At 39.6% G+C, this 17,996-nt stretch carries 15 protein-coding genes and 1 riboswitch; of the genes, 13 read left to right on the forward strand and 2 right to left on the reverse strand.

What is annotated here, in order from left to right:
- The first annotated feature begins 13 nt into the window (after positions 1 to 13).
- The 12 genes from pheT (at position 14) to EM808_RS05710 (ending at position 15,776) form a co-directional block, all read left to right on the forward strand.
- Positions 14 to 2,428, forward strand: coding sequence for a phenylalanine--tRNA ligase subunit beta (gene pheT, locus EM808_RS05655; RefSeq protein WP_127737109.1), 2,415 nt, complete (start codon positions 14 to 16; stop codon positions 2,426 to 2,428).
- A 197-nt stretch (positions 2,429 to 2,625) separates the two neighbouring features.
- Positions 2,626 to 2,886, forward strand: a complete 261-nt coding sequence (gene zapA, locus EM808_RS05660) for a cell division protein ZapA (RefSeq protein ID WP_127737111.1) — start codon at positions 2,626 to 2,628, stop codon at positions 2,884 to 2,886.
- Between the two features lie 9 nt (positions 2,887 to 2,895).
- Positions 2,896 to 3,438 carry a CvpA family protein gene (locus EM808_RS05665; RefSeq protein ID WP_127737113.1) on the forward strand — a complete coding sequence of 181 codons (543 nt, stop codon included), beginning with the start codon at positions 2,896 to 2,898 and terminating at the stop codon, positions 3,436 to 3,438.
- A gap of 161 nt (positions 3,439 to 3,599) precedes the next feature.
- Positions 3,600 to 5,321, forward strand: a complete 1,722-nt coding sequence (gene polX / locus EM808_RS05670) for a DNA polymerase/3'-5' exonuclease PolX (RefSeq protein WP_127737899.1) — start codon at positions 3,600 to 3,602, stop codon at positions 5,319 to 5,321.
- 60 nt (positions 5,322 to 5,381) lie between these two features.
- Positions 5,382 to 7,730, forward strand: coding sequence for an endonuclease MutS2 (locus tag EM808_RS05675; protein WP_127737115.1), 2,349 nt, complete (start codon positions 5,382 to 5,384; stop codon positions 7,728 to 7,730).
- Positions 7,731 to 7,761: 31 nt separating this feature from the next.
- Positions 7,762 to 8,169: a DUF350 domain-containing protein gene (locus tag EM808_RS05680; protein ID WP_127737118.1), complete on the forward strand. Its 408-nt coding sequence runs from the start codon at positions 7,762 to 7,764 to the stop codon at positions 8,167 to 8,169.
- Positions 8,170 to 8,326: 157 nt separating this feature from the next.
- Positions 8,327 to 10,009, forward strand: coding sequence for a long-chain-fatty-acid--CoA ligase (locus tag EM808_RS05685; protein WP_191965075.1), 1,683 nt, complete (start codon positions 8,327 to 8,329; stop codon positions 10,007 to 10,009).
- A 5-nt stretch (positions 10,010 to 10,014) separates the two neighbouring features.
- Entirely contained in the window at positions 10,015 to 10,755 is a 741-nt protein-coding gene (locus tag EM808_RS05690; protein WP_127737122.1) for an electron transfer flavoprotein subunit beta/FixA family protein, read from the forward strand.
- Positions 10,756 to 10,771: 16 nt separating this feature from the next.
- Complete coding sequence (locus EM808_RS05695; RefSeq protein WP_127737124.1) at positions 10,772 to 11,734, forward strand: electron transfer flavoprotein subunit alpha/FixB family protein; 963 nt, start codon at positions 10,772 to 10,774, stop codon at positions 11,732 to 11,734.
- Between the two features lie 145 nt (positions 11,735 to 11,879).
- Entirely contained in the window at positions 11,880 to 12,194 is a 315-nt protein-coding gene (trxA, locus tag EM808_RS05700; protein ID WP_127737126.1) for a thioredoxin, read from the forward strand.
- A gap of 188 nt (positions 12,195 to 12,382) precedes the next feature.
- A complete protein-coding gene (gene uvrC, locus EM808_RS05705; protein WP_127737128.1) occupies positions 12,383 to 14,155 on the forward strand; it encodes an excinuclease ABC subunit UvrC in 1,773 nt (590 codons plus the stop codon).
- A gap of 84 nt (positions 14,156 to 14,239) precedes the next feature.
- Positions 14,240 to 14,420, forward strand: a riboswitch (Lysine riboswitch).
- 123 nt (positions 14,421 to 14,543) lie between these two features.
- Complete coding sequence (locus EM808_RS05710; RefSeq protein ID WP_127737130.1) at positions 14,544 to 15,776, forward strand: aspartate kinase; 1,233 nt, start codon at positions 14,544 to 14,546, stop codon at positions 15,774 to 15,776.
- Positions 15,777 to 15,888: 112 nt separating this feature from the next.
- Here EM808_RS05710 and EM808_RS05715 read toward each other — a convergent pair whose 3' ends face one another.
- Positions 15,889 to 16,230, reverse strand: a complete 342-nt coding sequence (locus EM808_RS05715) for a DUF4288 domain-containing protein (RefSeq protein ID WP_127737132.1) — start codon at positions 16,228 to 16,230, stop codon at positions 15,889 to 15,891.
- Positions 16,231 to 16,413: 183 nt separating this feature from the next.
- Positions 16,414 to 16,869 carry a YslB family protein gene (locus tag EM808_RS05720; protein WP_127737134.1) on the reverse strand — a complete coding sequence of 152 codons (456 nt, stop codon included), beginning with the start codon at positions 16,867 to 16,869 and terminating at the stop codon, positions 16,414 to 16,416.
- 501 nt (positions 16,870 to 17,370) lie between these two features.
- Here EM808_RS05720 and EM808_RS05725 point away from each other — a divergent pair.
- The gene (locus tag EM808_RS05725; RefSeq protein WP_127737136.1) at positions 17,371 to 17,979 is read left to right on the forward strand and encodes a succinate dehydrogenase cytochrome b558 subunit; all 609 of its coding nucleotides are present in this window, start codon (positions 17,371 to 17,373) and stop codon (positions 17,977 to 17,979) included.
- Positions 17,980 to 17,996 lie beyond the last annotated feature (17 nt).

The raw sequence follows: 17,996 nt of genomic DNA on the forward strand, positions 1-17,996 counted from the left end.
GAGGAGAAAGCAAATGTTAGTTTCTTATAAATGGTTGCAGGAATATATAGATTTAAATGATATAACACCAGAAGAATTAGCTGATCGCATCACAAGAAGCGGTATTGAGGTTGAAGGTGTTGAAGTATTGAATGAAGGCATGAAAAATATCGTCATCGGACATGTGCTAGAGCGTGAGCAGCATCCGAATGCAGATAAATTAAATAAATGCTTAGTGGATGTCGGTGATGGTGAGCCAGTACAAATCGTCTGCGGCGCACCGAATGTTGATGCTGGTCAAAAAGTGGCTGTCGCTAAAGTTGGAGCAGTCCTGCCAGGCAACTTCAAAATTAAAAAGGCAAAGCTGCGCGGTGAGGAATCAAATGGAATGATTTGTTCCCTTACGGAGCTTGGCATTGAATCGAAGCTAGTTGCAAAGGATTTCTCAGAGGGTATTTTCGTGTTCCCAAGTGATGTGGAAGTAGGAAGAGACGCACTTGAGTATTTACAGCGTGATGATGCGGTCCTTGAATTAGGGCTGACACCAAACCGTTCTGATTGCTTAAGCATGATTGGAGTTGCCTATGAAGTTGCAGCAGTGTTAAGCAAGGATGTAAAGCTTCCTGCAGTTGATTATCCGAAAGCAGCAGAAAAAGCAGCTGATTATGTTAGTGTTAAAGTGGAAAACAGTGAAGATGCTCCATTATACACTGCTAAAATTATTAAAAACGTTAAAGTTGCTCCATCGCCATTATGGATGCAAGGAAGACTGATGGCTGCTGGTATCCGTCCACATAATAATGTTGTTGATATCACGAACTATATTCTTCTTGAATACGGTCAGCCTCTTCATGCATTTGACTATGATCGACTTGGCTCAAAGGAAATTCTTGTGAGAAGAGCAAAAGCTGGCGAAACAATTACTACATTGGATGACGCGAAAAGAACATTATCTGAAGATAATCTGTTAATTACAAACGGTGAAACTGGTGTGGCTGTAGCTGGTGTTATGGGTGGAGCCAACTCAGAGGTTCAAAATGATACAACGACAGTTCTTCTTGAATCTGCGTATTTTGAAGCTGGAGTTATCCGTAAATCTTCCAAAACATTAGGGTTAAGAAGTGAAGCAAGTGCAAGATACGAAAAAGGGATTGATCCGAATCGTGTCCGTCAAGCTGCAGAAAGAGCAGCACAACTGCTACAGCTTTATGCTGGAGGTGATGTGTTGGAAGGTGAGGCAGCAGTTGATGCACTTAAAGCTGAGCCAAAGGTTGTATCCATCACGCTAGAGAAGCTGAACAATGTATTAGGAACTTCTTTAACAGAAAATGAAGTTACTGATATTTTCAAAAGACTGCAATTTGAAACGTCTTTGGAAAACGGCAGCTTTACAGTGACAGTTCCGACGAGAAGAAATGATATTACTATTCCAGAAGACTTAACAGAAGAAGTGGCAAGACTTTTTGGCTATGATGATATCCCAACAACTCTGCCAATTGGTGCTTCTATCCCTGGAGCATTAACAGAGTATCAGAAGAAGCGTCGTTCTGTTCGCAAATACCTAGAAGGTGCTGGCTTGTATCAAGCTATCACATATGCATTAACAAGCGACAAGAAGGTGCAGCAGTTTGCACTAGAAAAAAGAAATCCAGTTCGTTTGGCAATGCCGATGAGTGAAGAGAGAGCATTGTTAAGACAAAGCATTATTCCACAGCTACTTGAGGTAGTTAAGTATAACGCAGCACGTCAAAATGACAGTCTTGCCGTGTACGAAACAGGAGTTGTGTTCTTAGAAACGGAACAAAATCAGCTTCCAGAAGAAAGAGAGCATGTTGCCGGAGCAATTACTGGTTCTTGGGTATCTCATGTTTGGCAAGGCGAGAAAAAGCCAGTCGATTTCTTCGTTTTAAAAGGGGTGCTTGAAGGACTTTTCCAAAAGCTTGGAGTAGCTAAGTCAATCGAGTTTACGCGCGGAACAATGGATGGAATGCACCCTGGAAGAACAGCTGAAATTCTGTTCAACGGTGTATCAATCGGCTTCGCAGGCCAAGTGCATCCACAAGTTCAAAATGAGCTTGATTTGAAGGAAACATATGTCTTTGAATTAGACTTAAGCAAACTGCTGGCAACAGAAGTAAACGAGCTGCAATATACAACAATTCCAAGATTCCCAAGTGTAACAAGAGATATTGCACTTGTTGTCGATGCAACAATTCTAGCTGGCGACATTCAGAACATCATCGTTGAAGCAGGCGGCTCCTTGTTGAAAGAAGTGCAAGTATTTGACCTGTACGAAGGCGACAAAATGGAAGAGGGCAAAAAATCAATTGCATACTCTCTGAAATACTTCGATCCAGAACAGACTCTAACAGATGAAATGATTACAAAATCACATGACAAAGTGCTAGAAGCTGTTAAAGAAAAAGCAGGAGCAGTATTAAGAGGTTAATCTTTTATAGGAAAACAAACTTCTCTTTTAAAAGTTAGTTCGTTAACAAAGAAGCTGGCCATTACGGCCAGTTTTTTTGTGCGCTTTAATAGGGAGAAGCTGTAAAACTTGCCCCATTTAATATGCAATGACTTCCCACCTAAAGTCACTTCATGGTATGATATAGAATAGGATTCTTAAGAATTGGAGGCAATATAGTGTCAGATGTACAAAAAAACCGTACGAATGTGAAAATATATGGAACGGAATATGTAATAGTTGGCCAAGAATCTTCTAATCATGTTCGATTGGTTGCCTCTATCGTAGACAAAAAAATGCGCGAGATAAATGGGAAGAATACTTCCCTTGATTTGAATAAATTAGCAGTGTTGACAGCTGTGAATATTGTAAATGACTATATTAAATTAATAGATCGCGTGGAAGAACTGGAGAATGAATTAAATAGAGAAAAGGGCTGAATAAAGTTCATGTTAGATATAATCGTCATTATTCTGCTGATTTTTGGTCTATTGAGAGGACTGAAACGAGGCTTTATCCTGCAAATCATTCATTTGACAGGATTTATCGTTGCTTTTATTGTGGCAACGAAATATTATATACCATTCTCAAAGAAATTAAATTTGTGGATACCTTATACGAATACAAGTGAGAACAGTTTCGTTCAAGGACTTTTTGGCAGCATGAATTTAGAAGAGGTATTTTATCGCGCAATCGCCTTTGCGGTGATTTTTTTTGCTGTGAAAATAATTTGGCAAATTATCGGAAGCATGGTGGATTTTGTTGCGAGTCTTCCTATTCTTAAACAGCTTAATACTTGGGCTGGTGCAGTATTAGGCTTTGTTGAGACATATTTAGTGCTGTTTATTTTGCTGTATATTGCCGCACTGCTGCCTGTCGAATTTATTCAGACACATTTAAACACTTCCTTTATTGCAGCAGGCATTATCGAGAACACCCCGTATTTCTCGGAAAAGATTAAAGAAATATGGTTCGAATATGTTGGCTCCTAATGGGCAGTTAAACTCTTCCGGCAAAATGAGGCTGGGGGAGTTTTTCTGTTGTCATTTAAGCATCAACATATTATAGAAAAGCAGCAGAACATGTTATGATATTATTGTTTGACAAAATTAGGGGAAACATACTAATCAATAACAGGATTATGTAGGTGATTATAATGACAACAAAAAAAGATGTAGTACGGCAATTAGAACAAATTGCGATATATATGGAATTAAAAGGAGAAAATTCCTTTAAAATAAGTGCATTTAGAAAAGCAGCTCAAGCGTTAGAGACAAATGAACATACACTTGAGGAAATAGAGGACTATACTGCATTGCCTGGTATAGGCAAAGGAACGGCTGGAGTGATAGAGGAATTTATCGCAACAGGAGAGTCCTCTGTTTTAAAGGAGCTGAAGGAAGAAGTACCAAAAGGCTTAATTCCTTTATTGCAGCTCCCAGGTCTTGGCGGCAAAAAAATTGCGAAGCTCTACAAGGAATTAGGAATTGAAAATGCAGAGGACTTAAAGCTTGCTTGCCAAAACAAGAAAGTGCAAGCACTTAGTGGCTTCGGCAAAAAAACAGAAGACAAGATACTAGAAGCACTCGACAGCTTTGGTTCAAGACCAGATCGCTTGCCGCTTGCCTATATGCTCAGGGTAGCATTTTCGATTGAATCTGAGCTGGAAAAAATGGCGGAAATCGAAAGGTTTTCTCGTGCGGGAAGCATAAGAAGAATGCGGGAGACTATCAAGGATTTAGACTTTATTATTGCCACAAATTCACCGTCTGAGGTGAAGGATAGCTTGCTGGCATTAAACGGAATAAAGGAAGTCATAGGTGCAGGCAAAACGAAGGTAAGTATTGTTCTTGAATTAGAGTTTGATGTATCTATTGATTTCCGTCTTGTGAAGCCAGAGGAATTTGCTACAACACTTCATCATTTTACAGGAAGCAAGGATCATAATGTAAGGATGAGACAGCTCGCCAAGGAGCGGGGCAAAAAAATCAGTGAGTATGGTGTGGAGGATACGGAGACAGGGGAAGTGGAAACATTCTCGACAGAAGCAGAATTTTACAACTATTTCGGTTTGCCTTTCATTCCTCCAGAAATGCGGGAGGACGGAAAAGAAGTCGAGGATTACAAAGAAGACTTGCAAATTGTTTCTCTTGAAGACATCAAAGGTGACCTACATATGCATACAACTTGGAGTGATGGTGCATTTTCAATCGAAGAAATGATTGAAGCAAATAGACAGCGCGGCTACAAATATATGGCAATCACCGATCACTCTTTTTATTTGAAGGTAGCAAACGGCTTATCCCCTGAGCGTTTGAAAGAGCAGCTAGATAAAATTAAAGCACTTAATGAGAAATATGATGATATTACCATTCTTGCAGGTGTTGAAATGGATATTTTGCCAGACGGTTCACTCGACTATGACGACGAGCTTCTTGAGCAAATGGATATTGTTATTGCATCCATCCATTCGGCCTTTTCACAGCCTAAAAAGAAAATAATGGAACGTTTGGGGACGGCTCTTCGTAATAAGAATGTCGATATTATTGCACATCCGACAGGCAGGAAAATCGGCAAAAGGGACGGCTACGAGGTCGATATGGAGGATTTAATTAAGCTGGCTAAAGAGACAAATACAGTGCTTGAGCTTAACAGCAATCCGAACCGCCTTGATTTAAATGCAGAATATGTCAAAATGGCGCAAGATGAGGGAGTTCATCTCGTCATTAATACAGATGCCCATCATACGAAGGAGCTTGCCTATATGGGGATTGGTGTGTCAACAGCAAAAAAAGGCTGGATAAAAAGAGATACTGTGATAAATACATGGGAAACAGATAAGCTATTGGATTTTTTAAAGAATCGCCATCAATAAGTTTTAAAGATAAAAGATCATAACTATGGCATTGCTAAAAAAGGTAAAGGAGAAAACTCCATGCAAGAAAGAGCTTTAAAGACATTAGAATTTGATAAGATTATAAGTCAGCTGCTAGAGCATGTCTCTTCCTCACTAGGAATGGCGAAGGCAACTGAGTTAATGCCTTCCACAAATTATGAAGAAGTCGTGCAATGGCAGGAAGAAACAGATGAAGCAGCAAAGGTAGTCCGAATGAGAGGGAATATCCCGTTAAGCGGCATCCATGATATCCGTCCACATGTTAAACGCTCAACCATTGGGGGGATGCTTAGCCCTATTGAATTAAATCAAATAGCAAGCACCGTTCATGTGAGCAGGCAAATAAAAAGATTCACAGAGGAATTTCATCACGATGAGCCAATTCCGATTTTGTTTGGGCTTGCTGAGCAAATTATAGTCCTTGCAGAGGTTGAAGAAGAAATTAAGATGGCAATTGATGAACAAGGAAGCGTAATGGATAGCGCTAGTGAAGCACTGCGTGCCCTTCGCAATCAGCTAAGAAGGAATGAATCAAAGGTCAGAGAAAAGCTGGAAAGTATGATACGTTCATCTAGTGCTGCTAAGATGCTGTCAGATACTATCATTACTATCCGGAATGACCGTTATGTTATTCCAGTAAAACAAGAATACAGAGGTCATTATGGAGGAATAATCCACGATCAAAGTGCCTCTGGCCAAACATTGTTTATAGAGCCCCAATCTGTTGTAACCTTGAATAATGAGCTTTCAGGAATTCGTGTAAAGGAACAACAGGAAATAGACAGGATTTTGGCACAGCTGACAGTGCTTGTAGCAGAGCATCGTGAAGAACTTCTGTCCATTGTAGAAATACTGAAGGATATTGACTTTATGTTTGCAAAAGCAAAATACGGTCAACGGATTAAAGGCACGAAACCAAAGATAAATAATGAAAGAAGAATTAATCTTTTTAAAGCAAGACATCCGTTAATTCCACTCGATCAGGTTGTAGCAAATGATGTTGCCTTAGGTGATTCGTATTCCGCTATTGTTATTACAGGACCGAACACAGGTGGTAAAACAGTAACACTGAAAACAGTTGGGCTTTGCACATTAATGGCACAAGCGGGCTTGCAAATACCAGCACTTGATGAATCCGAAATGGGTGTGTTTGAGGCAGTTTATGCAGATATTGGCGATGAGCAGTCCATCGAGCAATCATTAAGTACTTTCTCCTCCCATATGGTTAATATTGTGAGTATCTTAGAAGATGTAAACAGCAATAGTCTTGTGCTGTTTGATGAGCTTGGTGCAGGAACAGATCCACAGGAAGGGGCAGCACTTGCCATTTCCATTCTAGACGAAGTGAACAAACAGGGTGCAAGAGTAATAGCGACTACCCATTATCCAGAACTGAAGGCTTATGGCTATAACAGGGAAGGGGTTGTGAATGCTAGTGTTGAATTTGATGTAGAGACATTAAGCCCGACCTACAGGCTGTTAATCGGTGTTCCTGGCCGAAGCAATGCCTTTGAAATTTCGAAGCGCCTTGGCTTAAAAGAGGATGTTATCGATACAGCCAGATCTCATGTGAGTGATGAAACTAACAAAATCGAAAATATGATTGCATCTCTCGAAGAAAGTCGCAGAGCAGCGGAAATCGAGCATAAAGAAGCGGCAGAATTGCTGAAACAGGCAGACATGCTGCACCGTGACTTGCAAAAGCAGGTTATGGAGTATTATGAGAAAAAAGAAGCGCTTGAAGAAAAGGCGAAGAAAAAAGCAGCGGATATCGTTGAAAATGCGCGAGCAGAAGCAGAAACGGTTATTTCTGATTTGCGGAAGATGCAGCTGGAAAAACGGGCAGAAATTAAAGAGCATGAACTGATTGATGCTAGAAAACGTCTTGAGGATGCTGCTCCAAAGACTGCTATCAAACGAAAAGAAGCAGCAAAAACGAGTCATGAATTCCAGCCTGGCGATGAAGTTAAGGTGCTGACATTCGATCAAAAGGGTCAGCTCATTGAAAGGGTTTCTGCTAAAGAGTGGCAAGTTCAAATCGGCATTATGAAGATGAAAGTGAAAGAGCGTGACTTGGAATTTATTAAAGCACCTAAAGTGGTGGAAACAAAACCGCTGGCAACAATCAGAGGTAAAGACTTCCATGTAAGCCTTGAGCTGGATCTTCGCGGGGAAAGATATGAAAATGCGTTGGCACGTGTGGAAAAATACATTGATGACAGTTTGCTTGCAGGCTATCCAAGAGTCTCTATCATACATGGTAAGGGAACAGGTGCATTAAGGACAGGTGTGCAGGAATACCTGAAAAACCACCGTTCTGTCAAAAGTATTCGTTTCGGTGAGGCAGGAGAAGGCGGCAGCGGCGTTACGGTTGTTGAGCTTAGATAAGAGTTTTTAGAAATAGGAGAGGAGATGCCAGATGAATTCCTTTTGGAGTAATGAATATGTGAACACCGCTGGCGATTATAGTGTTGTCATCCTTAGCATTGTTGTGTTTTTAGCCGTGTTTGAACTGGTGACAAAATACAATAACTGGGAAGAAATAAAAAAAGGGAATGTTGCTGTTGCGATGGCCACAGGCGGAAAAATATTCGGGATAGCAAACGTGTTCAGACATTCCATCATGCAAAATGACTCATTGCTGACAATGATTGCTTGGGGAATATTCGGTTTTTTCCTATTGCTAATCGGCTATTTCATCTTTGAGTTTTTAACACCAAAATTCAAAATTGATGAGGAAATCAAAAATGACAACAGGGCGGTTGGCCTTATTTCCATGATTATTTCCATCGGCTTATCTTATATTATAGGTGCAGGAATATCCTAAGCACACAAAATAAAGACTTGTTCCATATTGGAACAGGTCTTCTTTTTTATAAAAGGAAACTGCCCTTTTTTATTTTGGGCTTATTTTAAATATCCATTGGTATCTCCCCGCCATATAATAAGCTAGTACAATTTATAATATGTTAGGAGGAGTCGGTTTGGAAACGGAAAAACCATGGCTGGCGCTTTATCCAGGTGAAACAGCCAAGAATGTCTATTATAAAGCAGAAACCTTGCCACAGCTTTTACGTAACGCAGCAAAGGAATATCCAAAGCATAAAGCCATTCACTTTATGGGGAAGGAATTAACCTTTAAACAAACATTTGAAAAAGCGAGTAATCTCGCAGCATATCTGCAAGAAATAGGAATCACAAAAGGAGACAGGGTTGCAGTCATGCTTCCCAATATCCCGCAAACGGTCATTAGCTTTTATGCTATTATGCTTGCAGGCGCCATTGTAGTACCAGTTAACCCACTTTATAAAGAAAGAGAAATAGAATTCATTCTCAACGACTCAGGCGCAAAGGCAATTATTACCCTCGATATCCTATATAACCGCGTGAAAAGTGTACAAGAAATGACAAGTGTAGAGCAAATTCTTGTTACCTCCATCAGTGAATTTCTTCCATTCCCTAAAAATCTATTTTACCCATTTATCCAAAAGAAAGAGTATGGTTATATCCCTTCTGTTAAGCACGAAGGAAATACCCATTTATTGAAAAATATTTGGAGTTTGCCAACAGCAGACTTAAAAGAGGTCAGCATCGACTTTGAAGAAGACTTAGCAATCATTCAGTACACTGGGGGTACAACAGGATTTCCAAAGGGTGTTATGCTGACACACCAAAACCTTGTTGCAAATACGTCTATGTGCCGTCAATGGCTGTATAAGCTCGAAAAAGGCAAGGAAAAGCTGCTAGCAATTATGCCTCTCTTTCATGTTTATGGCATGATGACAGTTCTCGTCCTTTCTGTAATGGAAATTTATCAGATGATTTTACTGCCGAAATTTGATGCCACTACTGCTTTAAAGACAATTGAAAAACAAAAGCCAACTGTTTTTCCAGGGGCACCGACAATCTATATTGGCCTCTTAAACCATCCGGACATCAATAAATATGATTTATCCTCTATTGATGCCGCAATAAGCGGTTCTGCTCCACTACCTAAGGAGATTATTGACCGCTTTGAAGAAAAGACTGGTGGGAAGCTTGTCGAAGGGTATGGGCTAACGGAAGCATCACCAGTAACACATGTTAATTTTGTCTGGGATCATGAAATTGTCAAAGGAAGCATCGGAGTGCCATGGCCTGGTACAGATGCTGCTGTGTTCTCTCCAGAAACAGGGGAAGAGCTGCCTCATGGTGAAATTGGTGAATTGGCAGTGAAGGGGCCACAAGTAATGAAAGGCTATTGGAATAATCCAGACGAAACAGAGCTTGTTTTAAAGGATGGCTGGCTATATACGGGCGACCTGTGTTACATGGATGAACGAGGCTATTTCTATATTGTGGACCGGAAAAAGGACACGATTATCGCAAGTGGCTTTAACATCTATCCACGCGAAGTGGAAGAGGTATTATACGAGCACCCTGCAGTTCAGGAAGCGGCAGTTGTTGGGGTGAAGGATTCCTATCGCGGGGAAACAGTGAAGGCTTTTATTGTATTAAAAGAAGGAGCACAAACATCTGAAGATGAGCTGAATAAATATATGAGGGAGCGAATTGCCTCATTTAAAGTACCGCGAATATATGAGTTCCGTAAAGAATTGCCAAAATCGGCAATTGGCAAAATTTTAAGAAGAGAATTGAAAGAGAATGGAACAGAAGAAGGGAGATAGTGGGGATGAACATCATCGTCTTGCTTTCCATCGTTGTGGAGGCAAATCAGCCAATCACGATTGAAAACGGGCAGATTTTGGACAAAAACATAAAAGAAGCAATTAATCCACCAGATGAGGCTGCACTTGAAGAGGCATTACTGCTGAAAGAGACTTATGGAGGAAGTATTACCATTATAGCAGTACATCATCAGGATGCAGAGAAGCATCTTAGAAGAGCACTTGCAATGGGGGCAGATAGCGCACTTCTTATACAGACAGAAGGAAGCTTGGAGCCGTCTTCCATTGCCAAAATCATTGCCCAGAACATAAAGGACCTATCATTTGACCTAATCCTAGCAGGCGATTTCTCCACTAATGGAGGGTCTGGACAAGTGGGACCAAGAGTCGCAGCCATTTTAGAGCTGCCTATCATAACAAAGGCAGAAAGAATCGAATTAGATAAAGGGGCTGTATTTGTCACAAAGGAAAGCAACGGTGATTTAGAGACATACAAAGGCTCGTTCCCTGTTTTGCTAACAATTCCACAAGGACTGCATAAACCGCGATTGCCAAAACTCGCAAACATTATGAAGGCTAAACAAAAGCCATTAGAAAAAAGAACCGCTTCATTAGAACAGACTGATATCCAGTCACATAGCTTTCATTTTCCGGTTGCTGACAGAAAAAGGATCATACTGCAAGGTGAGCTGCCCGAACAGGTGAGTGAATTGGCCAAACTGATGAAAGAGCATATACAAGAGTGACGGGAGGGGAAGTATAATGGATGGGAAAATTGTTATTATCGCAGAAAAAAGACGGGAAAAACTTCATCCTGTCACATTGGAATGTATAGAAGCAGCTAAGGAAATTTCAGGTACTGGCGAAATCATTGTCCTCGTTTTTGGGGATGAGGAAGAAGAGGAATTGGCTGAAAACCTTTTATATCAAGATGCAGACAGAGTCCTGTATATGAAAAACAGCCGCCTATCACGATTAGAGTCAGAAAGCTTGCTTCCATTAATCCAGCAAACAGTTGAAGCGGAGCAGCCTTCCTTCCTGCTGTTTGGCCAAACAGATTTAGGTAAAAATCTTGCTGCAGCTTTATCAGAAAAAATCAACCTTCCTCTTGTGTCCAATATAGTGGAAGTAGAAAAAACAAACGCATTATTAGTCACTAGGCAAATTCTTTCTGGCAATGTCCTAGAAAAGGTAGAAACAAACACACCTTGCATTCTCAGCATAAAGCAAAAGGCTTGGAAAGCAAATAACAGGCTTCAAGAGAAAAAGGGGAAATTAGAAACAATCCATCCGACTGTTAAGCAACCTTCCTTTTCCTTAGTCAGGCTTGAGAAAAAACATACTGGAAAGGAAGAACTGGCAAATGCTAAAGTAATTGCAGCTGCAGGAAGAGGCGTGCAAAATGAGAAAGGCTACAGCCTTGTTCAGGAGCTTGCAAAAACTTTAAAAGGAACAGTTGGAGTGTCCCGCGGAGCTGTTGAAATTGGAGTTTGTGATGCCGCTAATCAAATTGGGCAAACAGGAGAGACGGTTGCACCAAAGATGTATATTGCGTGTGGAATATCTGGAGCCATCCAGCATCTTGTTGGTGTAACAGCTGCTGAAATGATTATTGCTATTAATAACGATGCGGAAGCACCGATTTTTCAAAACGCGGATTACGGAATTATTGGGGATGTTTTTGAAGTTCTGCCCTTATTGAAGAAAGAGCTAGATTTATTATAGAGATGCAAGCGCTGGTTAAAAGGTCTGAATAGATGCTGAAGCAGATGGGAAAAATGATGGACGAAACAAATTATTAGCATCATCATGCAAACGGTGGTATACTTTGGTTTATTATCAGGTATAACACTACTTAGGAGGCATATAAATGGCTATATCACATGCAACAGATCAAAACTTTTCAGAAGAAACAGGTTCAGGCGTAGTCCTTGCAGACTTTTGGGCACCTTGGTGCGGACCATGTAAAATGATTGCACCAGTATTAGAAGAATTGGATACAGAAATTGGCGATAAAGTTAAAATCGTAAAAATCGATGTTGACGAAAACCAAGAATCTGCTTCTAAATTCGGCGTAATGAGCATCCCAACATTGTTGGTATTCAAAGACGGAGAAGTTGTCGATAAAGTTGTCGGCTTCCAACCTAAAGAAGCTCTTTCTGAACTATTGGCAAAACACGTTTAATGCAAAAACAACCCCTGGGACCTTCCTTGGGGTTCTTTTTTTTTGAATTCAGCACTCCTTTTGGAAAAATCCTCATTCCCTTCCTTCAAATTACAAACGCTCATAGTTGCCGAATTCAAGCTTCTGCCCTATCATATATAATAGTACTTATGTTCTGTATTAACAGGTGCGTTCAGGGAGGGACTGCAATGAACGATACGATAAAAAACAAACTGATGCTTTTGCCTTATCAGCCAGGATGCTATTTAATGAAGGACAGACAAGGAACGATCATTTATGTAGGAAAAGCAAAGGTGCTAAAAAACCGCGTCCGCTCGTATTTCACTGGCTCTCATGACGGGAAAACCTTAAGGCTAGTCAATGAAATTGAAGACTTTGAATATATTATCACCTCCTCTAATATAGAGGCACTTATCCTTGAAATTAACTTAATTAAAAAGCATGACCCAAAATACAATATTATGCTTAAGGATGATAAGACCTACCCTTTTATTAAGCTGACTGCGGAAAGACATCCACGATTAATTACGACACGCAATGTAAAAAAGGATAAAGGCAAGTACTTTGGACCATATCCGAATGTACAGGCAGCGAATGAAACGAAAAAGCTGTTAGACCGCATTTATCCGCTGCGCAAGTGCACGACACTGCCTGATAGGGTATGTCTTTATTATCATTTAGGACAATGTCTTGCACCATGTGTAAATGAAGTGCCGAAGGAAGAATATCGAAGAATGGTCGATGAGATTACGAAGTTCCTTAATGGCGGGTATAAAGACATAAAAAAAGAGCTCACAGAAAAAATGACAGCAGCAGCAGAGGAGCTTGATTTCGAACGAGCAAAGGAATTCAGAGATCAGATTGCTAATATTGAAGCTACAATGGAAAAACAGAAAATGATGATGACAGATCTTGTTGATAGAGATGTATTTGGATATGCAGTAGACAAAGGCTGGATGTGTGTTCAAGTCTTTTTCATCAGACAAGGAAAGCTGATTGAGCGTGATGTAAGCATGTTCCCCATTTATCAAGAGCCGGAAGAGGAAATGCTCACATACTTCGGACAGTTTTATTCTAAGGCTAATCATTTCAAGCCGAAGGAAATTCTTATCCCAGATTCTGTTCAAGGAGAATTAGTGGAGGAACTGCTTGATGTGAAGGTTATCAAACCGCAGAGAGGACAAAAAAAGGATCTTGTTCTCTTAGCAAATAAAAATGCTAAAAACGCCCTGCATGAGAAATTTGCTCTAATTGATAGGGATGAGGACCGCACAATAAAGGCAGTCGAAAATTTAGGCAGGCAGATGGGAATTTATACACCACATCGTATTGAAGCATTTGATAACAGTAATATTCAAGGGACAAATCCCGTTTCTGCGATGATTGCTTTCGTAGATGGAAAACCTGCGAAAAAGGATTATCGAAAATATAAGATTAAGACTGTTCAAGGACCAGATGATTATGAATCAATGCGCGAGGTTGTCCGAAGAAGATATCAGCGTGTATTAAAAGATGGGCTGCCAATGCCAGATTTAATTTTAGTTGATGGAGGAAAAGGTCATATTGAAGCAGTAAGAGAAATTCTCCTTGATGAGCTGGCACTCGACATTCCAGTTGCAGGCTTGGCTAAAGATGATAAGCATAGAACTTCCCAGCTTCTTTACGGCAATCCGCTCGAAATCATACCACTGGAAAGAAATAGTCAGGAATTTTATTTGCTCCAACGCATTCAGGATGAAGTCCACCGTTTTGCAATCAGCTTTCACCGCCAAATCCGTTCAAAAAATGCTTTCCAATCTATGCTTGATGATATTTCAGGTATTGGAGAAAAGCGACGCAAGCTGCTGTTGAAAACGTTTGGGTCTGTCAAAAAAATGAAGGAGGCATCCATTGCTGAATTCACAGCCATTGGAATTCCTGCTGCTGTTGCCGAGGAGCTTATAGAAAAATTAAAAGACTGATTGTATTTTTATGCAAAAAAACAAAAAACATTATTGTTAACTTAAAAACGGTATGCTATAATGATGGCAACTTATAACTTAATAAGTGAAGGTAGAGGTGCGAGCTTCAATAGTAATAATTCGGAGAAGAATGAGCTTCCGTGAAGAATTATGAAAGGGAAAATCGCCGAAGTGAAGGGATAACTCATCATTCCTTTGCTGGTTTTGCATTGAATAAATGTAAGACTGTCAAAACAAGGAACTGTTTTGGAGAGCTATCTCGCTGTTTGTGCACATTTAGTATGTATTTACCTGCACGGCAATGAGATGTTCTCATTGCCTTTTTTGTTGTTTCTTTTAAGAAATAAGGCAATAGAACAAAACTTCTAAGAGGAAAAGGGGAATAGCTGTGGGATTAGTAGTACAAAAATTTGGCGGAACATCTGTAGGCAGTGCTGAAAGAATCAAGCATGTTGCGGAAAGAGTAATCGAAGAAAAAAATCGTGGAAATGATGTCGTTGTTGTCGTTTCGGCAATGGGAAAAACAACAGACTCATTAGTGAAGCTTGCTGGTGAAATAACAGATACGCCGAGCAAACGTGAAATGGACGTGCTTTTGACAACAGGCGAACAAATCACAATTAGCTTACTGGCGATGGCTTTAAACGAAAAAAATGTTGAGGCAATTTCATTCACAGGCTGGCAAGCAGGAATGGAAACAGAAGCGGTACATGGAAATGCCCGCATTTTAAATATAAAAACTGAAAGAATCGAAGAGCATTTGATGGATGGAAAGGTTGTTATTGTCGCAGGCTTCCAAGGAATTACAGAAGGTGGAGACATCACAACACTTGGCCGCGGCGGCTCTGATACAACAGCGGTTGCACTTGCTGCAGCACTTAAAGCAGATAAATGTGATATTTATACAGATGTTACTGGTGTATATACAACAGATCCACGCTATGTGAAAGAAGCACGTAAGCTGCTTTCCATTTCATATGACGAAATGCTTGAGTTGGCAAACTTGGGTGCAGGGGTGCTTCATCCACGTGCAGTAGAATATGCGAAAAACTACCAAATGCCGCTTGTCGTTCGTTCAAGCATGGAACAAGAAGAAGGAACTATCATCGAGGAGGAAGTATCAATGGAACAAAATTTAGTAGTGCGCGGAGTAGCATTTGAAGATAATATTACGAGTGTAACGGTGTTTGGCTTGAAAAACTCATTAACAAGTCTTTCAACAATCTTCTCAACATTGGCATCCAATCACATCAATGTCGATATTATCATCCAAAGCTTGACAGAAAGCCAAGCAACAAATCTGTCTTTCTCTATTAAAGACAGTGATTTGAATGAAACAGTTAAAGTGCTTGAGGAAAATAAGGCAGTACTAGGCTACGATAAAGTCGCTTCAGAGCAAGGTCTTGCGAAAGTTTCAATCGTTGGTTCTGGCATGATTTCAAACCCAGGTGTAGCAGCAGACATGTTTAAAGTTCTAGCAGAACAAGACATAGTTATTAAAATGGTAAGCACATCAGAAATCAAAGTTTCTACAGTTATTGAAAAAGGCAATATGGTGAAGGCTGTTGAAACACTTCATGATGCATTTGACTTGAGCAACCTGCCTGTGATAAATGCTTAATAACATAACAGAATAAGATTTCTAAATGATAGGATTATACTTAAATTCACATATAAAAAACGCTGTTGAATGTACAACAGCGTTTTTTATATTATTCTTGGAAGAACTTCTTTCATATATCCTGTGTTCCACTTTCCCTTGGAGCCAAAATATAGCGAGAATATACCTCGGTTCCCGTTTTTAATTCCTCATCCATTAATTCAAAAACATCAAGAACCTTTACTAGCTTCCAGCATACTGTTTCCTCATACTGATTTTTATAATCGTGTTCCGCTTCTTGTCCTAGTTTTTTACCAAGCAAAGTAGCATCTTCAGATGATTCTGCCTTAACTAATAGATGGCTTTCCTCATACGTTTCAGTTGAGTTGTCATAATTCTCGTCTACTTGTTTTGGCTCCCCATTATGAACAGATTCATACAGAAGTGCAACGACAAACCACTTTTTGTTAGACATTTTCGGACCTCCTCTAAGTCACAAGTGATTTTATCTTTATTTTACATGGGATATATCGCTGCACAACAAGTATTAAGAAAATTGCAGGTGAATGTAATTGTTAGAAAAATAGCGTCCCAATAAAAAAGCGTGAAATTCAATGAAGAATTCACGCAGAAGTCTGTATCGTACTATCGGTTTTTATTATGCAGGGTCTTTACTATCCCAGCGGACTGTAATCGTGATTTTTTTACCGCGGCGTTTTGGATCTTCAAACGCTTCTGCAACTACTTCTCGTATTTGTTCATGCTGCTGTGCTAAATAGCCTGCTTCGAGCTGAAACGTGCATTTCCCTTTTTCCTTAAGCCTTTTCTCAATTAAAGGGCTTGAGAGAGCATATTCCATTTCGTTTTTATTTGCTTTAACAATTTCGAGATGACCCCAGCCTGCTTTTTCAAAGTAAGCAGCTGCCTCTTCCAAGTGTTCCAGTGGAAATGTTCGGGCAATTCTTTTGCCGGCCCAATATAAGATGTCAGGAGTGTCTCTCCCAAGCAAGTCAGGTATTAGAATTTCACGCAGCAATTCGTATCCGTATGCAGGTACTGTAAGAGAGTCTTCCTCCACTTTCGTTATTTGTTCTTCCGTTGTAATCTCGCTCAATTGTCTCTCTCCTCTTTCTACAATTCTATAAATATATGTTAATAAATTCTGTATATGCTTCGTAATTTCGACAAAAAATATATCGCTTTAATAGTATACTGTAAAATCCGGAAAAAAACATAGCAATAAGGGAATAATAACAGGAAAATCAGGTCTATTTTATTAGTTCTGTATGGCAAAATAACACATGATAGATAGCTTTTCGTTTCTTAGAAAAATTTAAGTGGAAAAAAGCTCAGGTCCTTCTGGCATCTGGTCTATTAGCTTCTTTTATTTTTCCTGTACGCACTTGTTTCTATGCTAGAAAATAAAGTAGAAATTTTTCCAAGAGCAAAATCATATAATAAAAAAGGATAAATAAATCTAGAATAAATGTATCCGTTTTCTTGACCGAGATTTTTATTGGGGGTACAATGAAATTGTCACAGAATTGTAAGTTTTCTATCTTGTAATCGCTTTTATGAGTAAAAAGAACTATTTCATCATTTGGGGGGGAAAAGTATGGCAAAAAATCGAGAGTTTCTGTTCAGAAGATTACATTCTTTACTGGGGGTCATACCAGTAGGTGTATTTTTGATACAGCACTTGGTTGTTAACCACTTTGCTACAAAGGGACCGGAATCATTTAATAAGGCAGCAGGCTTTATGGAGCAATTGCCATTTCGTTACTTTTTGGAAATTTTCGTGATTTTTTTACCAATCATTTATCATGCTGTATACGGTATTTATATTGCTATTACAGCCAAGAACAATACAAAAAACTATGGGTATTTCCGAAATTGGATGTTTTATATCCAAAGGATCACTGGAATTGTGACATTGATATTCATTGTATGGCATGTTTGGGAAACACGGGTAGCGGCTCAAATGGGGAAAGAGGTCAATTATAACATGATGGAGGAAATCTTAGGGAATCCTTGGATGTTTGCCTTCTATTTAGTTGGTATTGTCTCTACTATCTTCCATTTCTCTAATGGTTTATGGTCATTCTGTGTCAGCTGGGGTATTACTGTTACACCTAAATCTCAAAGAATCAGTACATACGTTACGATTGGAATATTTATTGTTTTAACAACAATTGGCGTTAGGGCACTTTTAGCTTTTGTATAAAGTTTTAGATTAATAGA

Source organism: Niallia taxi, assembly GCF_004005475.1.
In the GTDB taxonomy this organism is placed as follows: domain Bacteria; phylum Bacillota; class Bacilli; order Bacillales; family Cytobacillaceae; genus Niallia; species Niallia taxi.

Coding starts and splice junctions, on each gene's coding strand:
- EM808_RS05665 (WP_127737113.1), top strand. CDS start 2,896: ATGTTAGATATAATCGTCATTATTCTGCTGATTTTTGGTCTATTGAGA.
- EM808_RS05680 (WP_127737118.1), top strand. CDS start 7,762: ATGAATTCCTTTTGGAGTAATGAATATGTGAACACCGCTGGCGATTAT.
- EM808_RS05690 (WP_127737122.1), top strand. CDS start 10,015: ATGAACATCATCGTCTTGCTTTCCATCGTTGTGGAGGCAAATCAGCCA.
- EM808_RS05715 (WP_127737132.1), bottom strand. CDS start 16,230: ATGTCTAACAAAAAGTGGTTTGTCGTTGCACTTCTGTATGAATCTGTT.
- uvrC (WP_127737128.1), top strand. CDS start 12,383: ATGAACGATACGATAAAAAACAAACTGATGCTTTTGCCTTATCAGCCA.
- trxA (WP_127737126.1), top strand. CDS start 11,880: ATGGCTATATCACATGCAACAGATCAAAACTTTTCAGAAGAAACAGGT.
- pheT (WP_127737109.1), top strand. CDS start 14: ATGTTAGTTTCTTATAAATGGTTGCAGGAATATATAGATTTAAATGAT.
- EM808_RS05675 (WP_127737115.1), top strand. CDS start 5,382: ATGCAAGAAAGAGCTTTAAAGACATTAGAATTTGATAAGATTATAAGT.
- EM808_RS05725 (WP_127737136.1), top strand. CDS start 17,371: ATGGCAAAAAATCGAGAGTTTCTGTTCAGAAGATTACATTCTTTACTG.
- EM808_RS05695 (WP_127737124.1), top strand. CDS start 10,772: ATGGATGGGAAAATTGTTATTATCGCAGAAAAAAGACGGGAAAAACTT.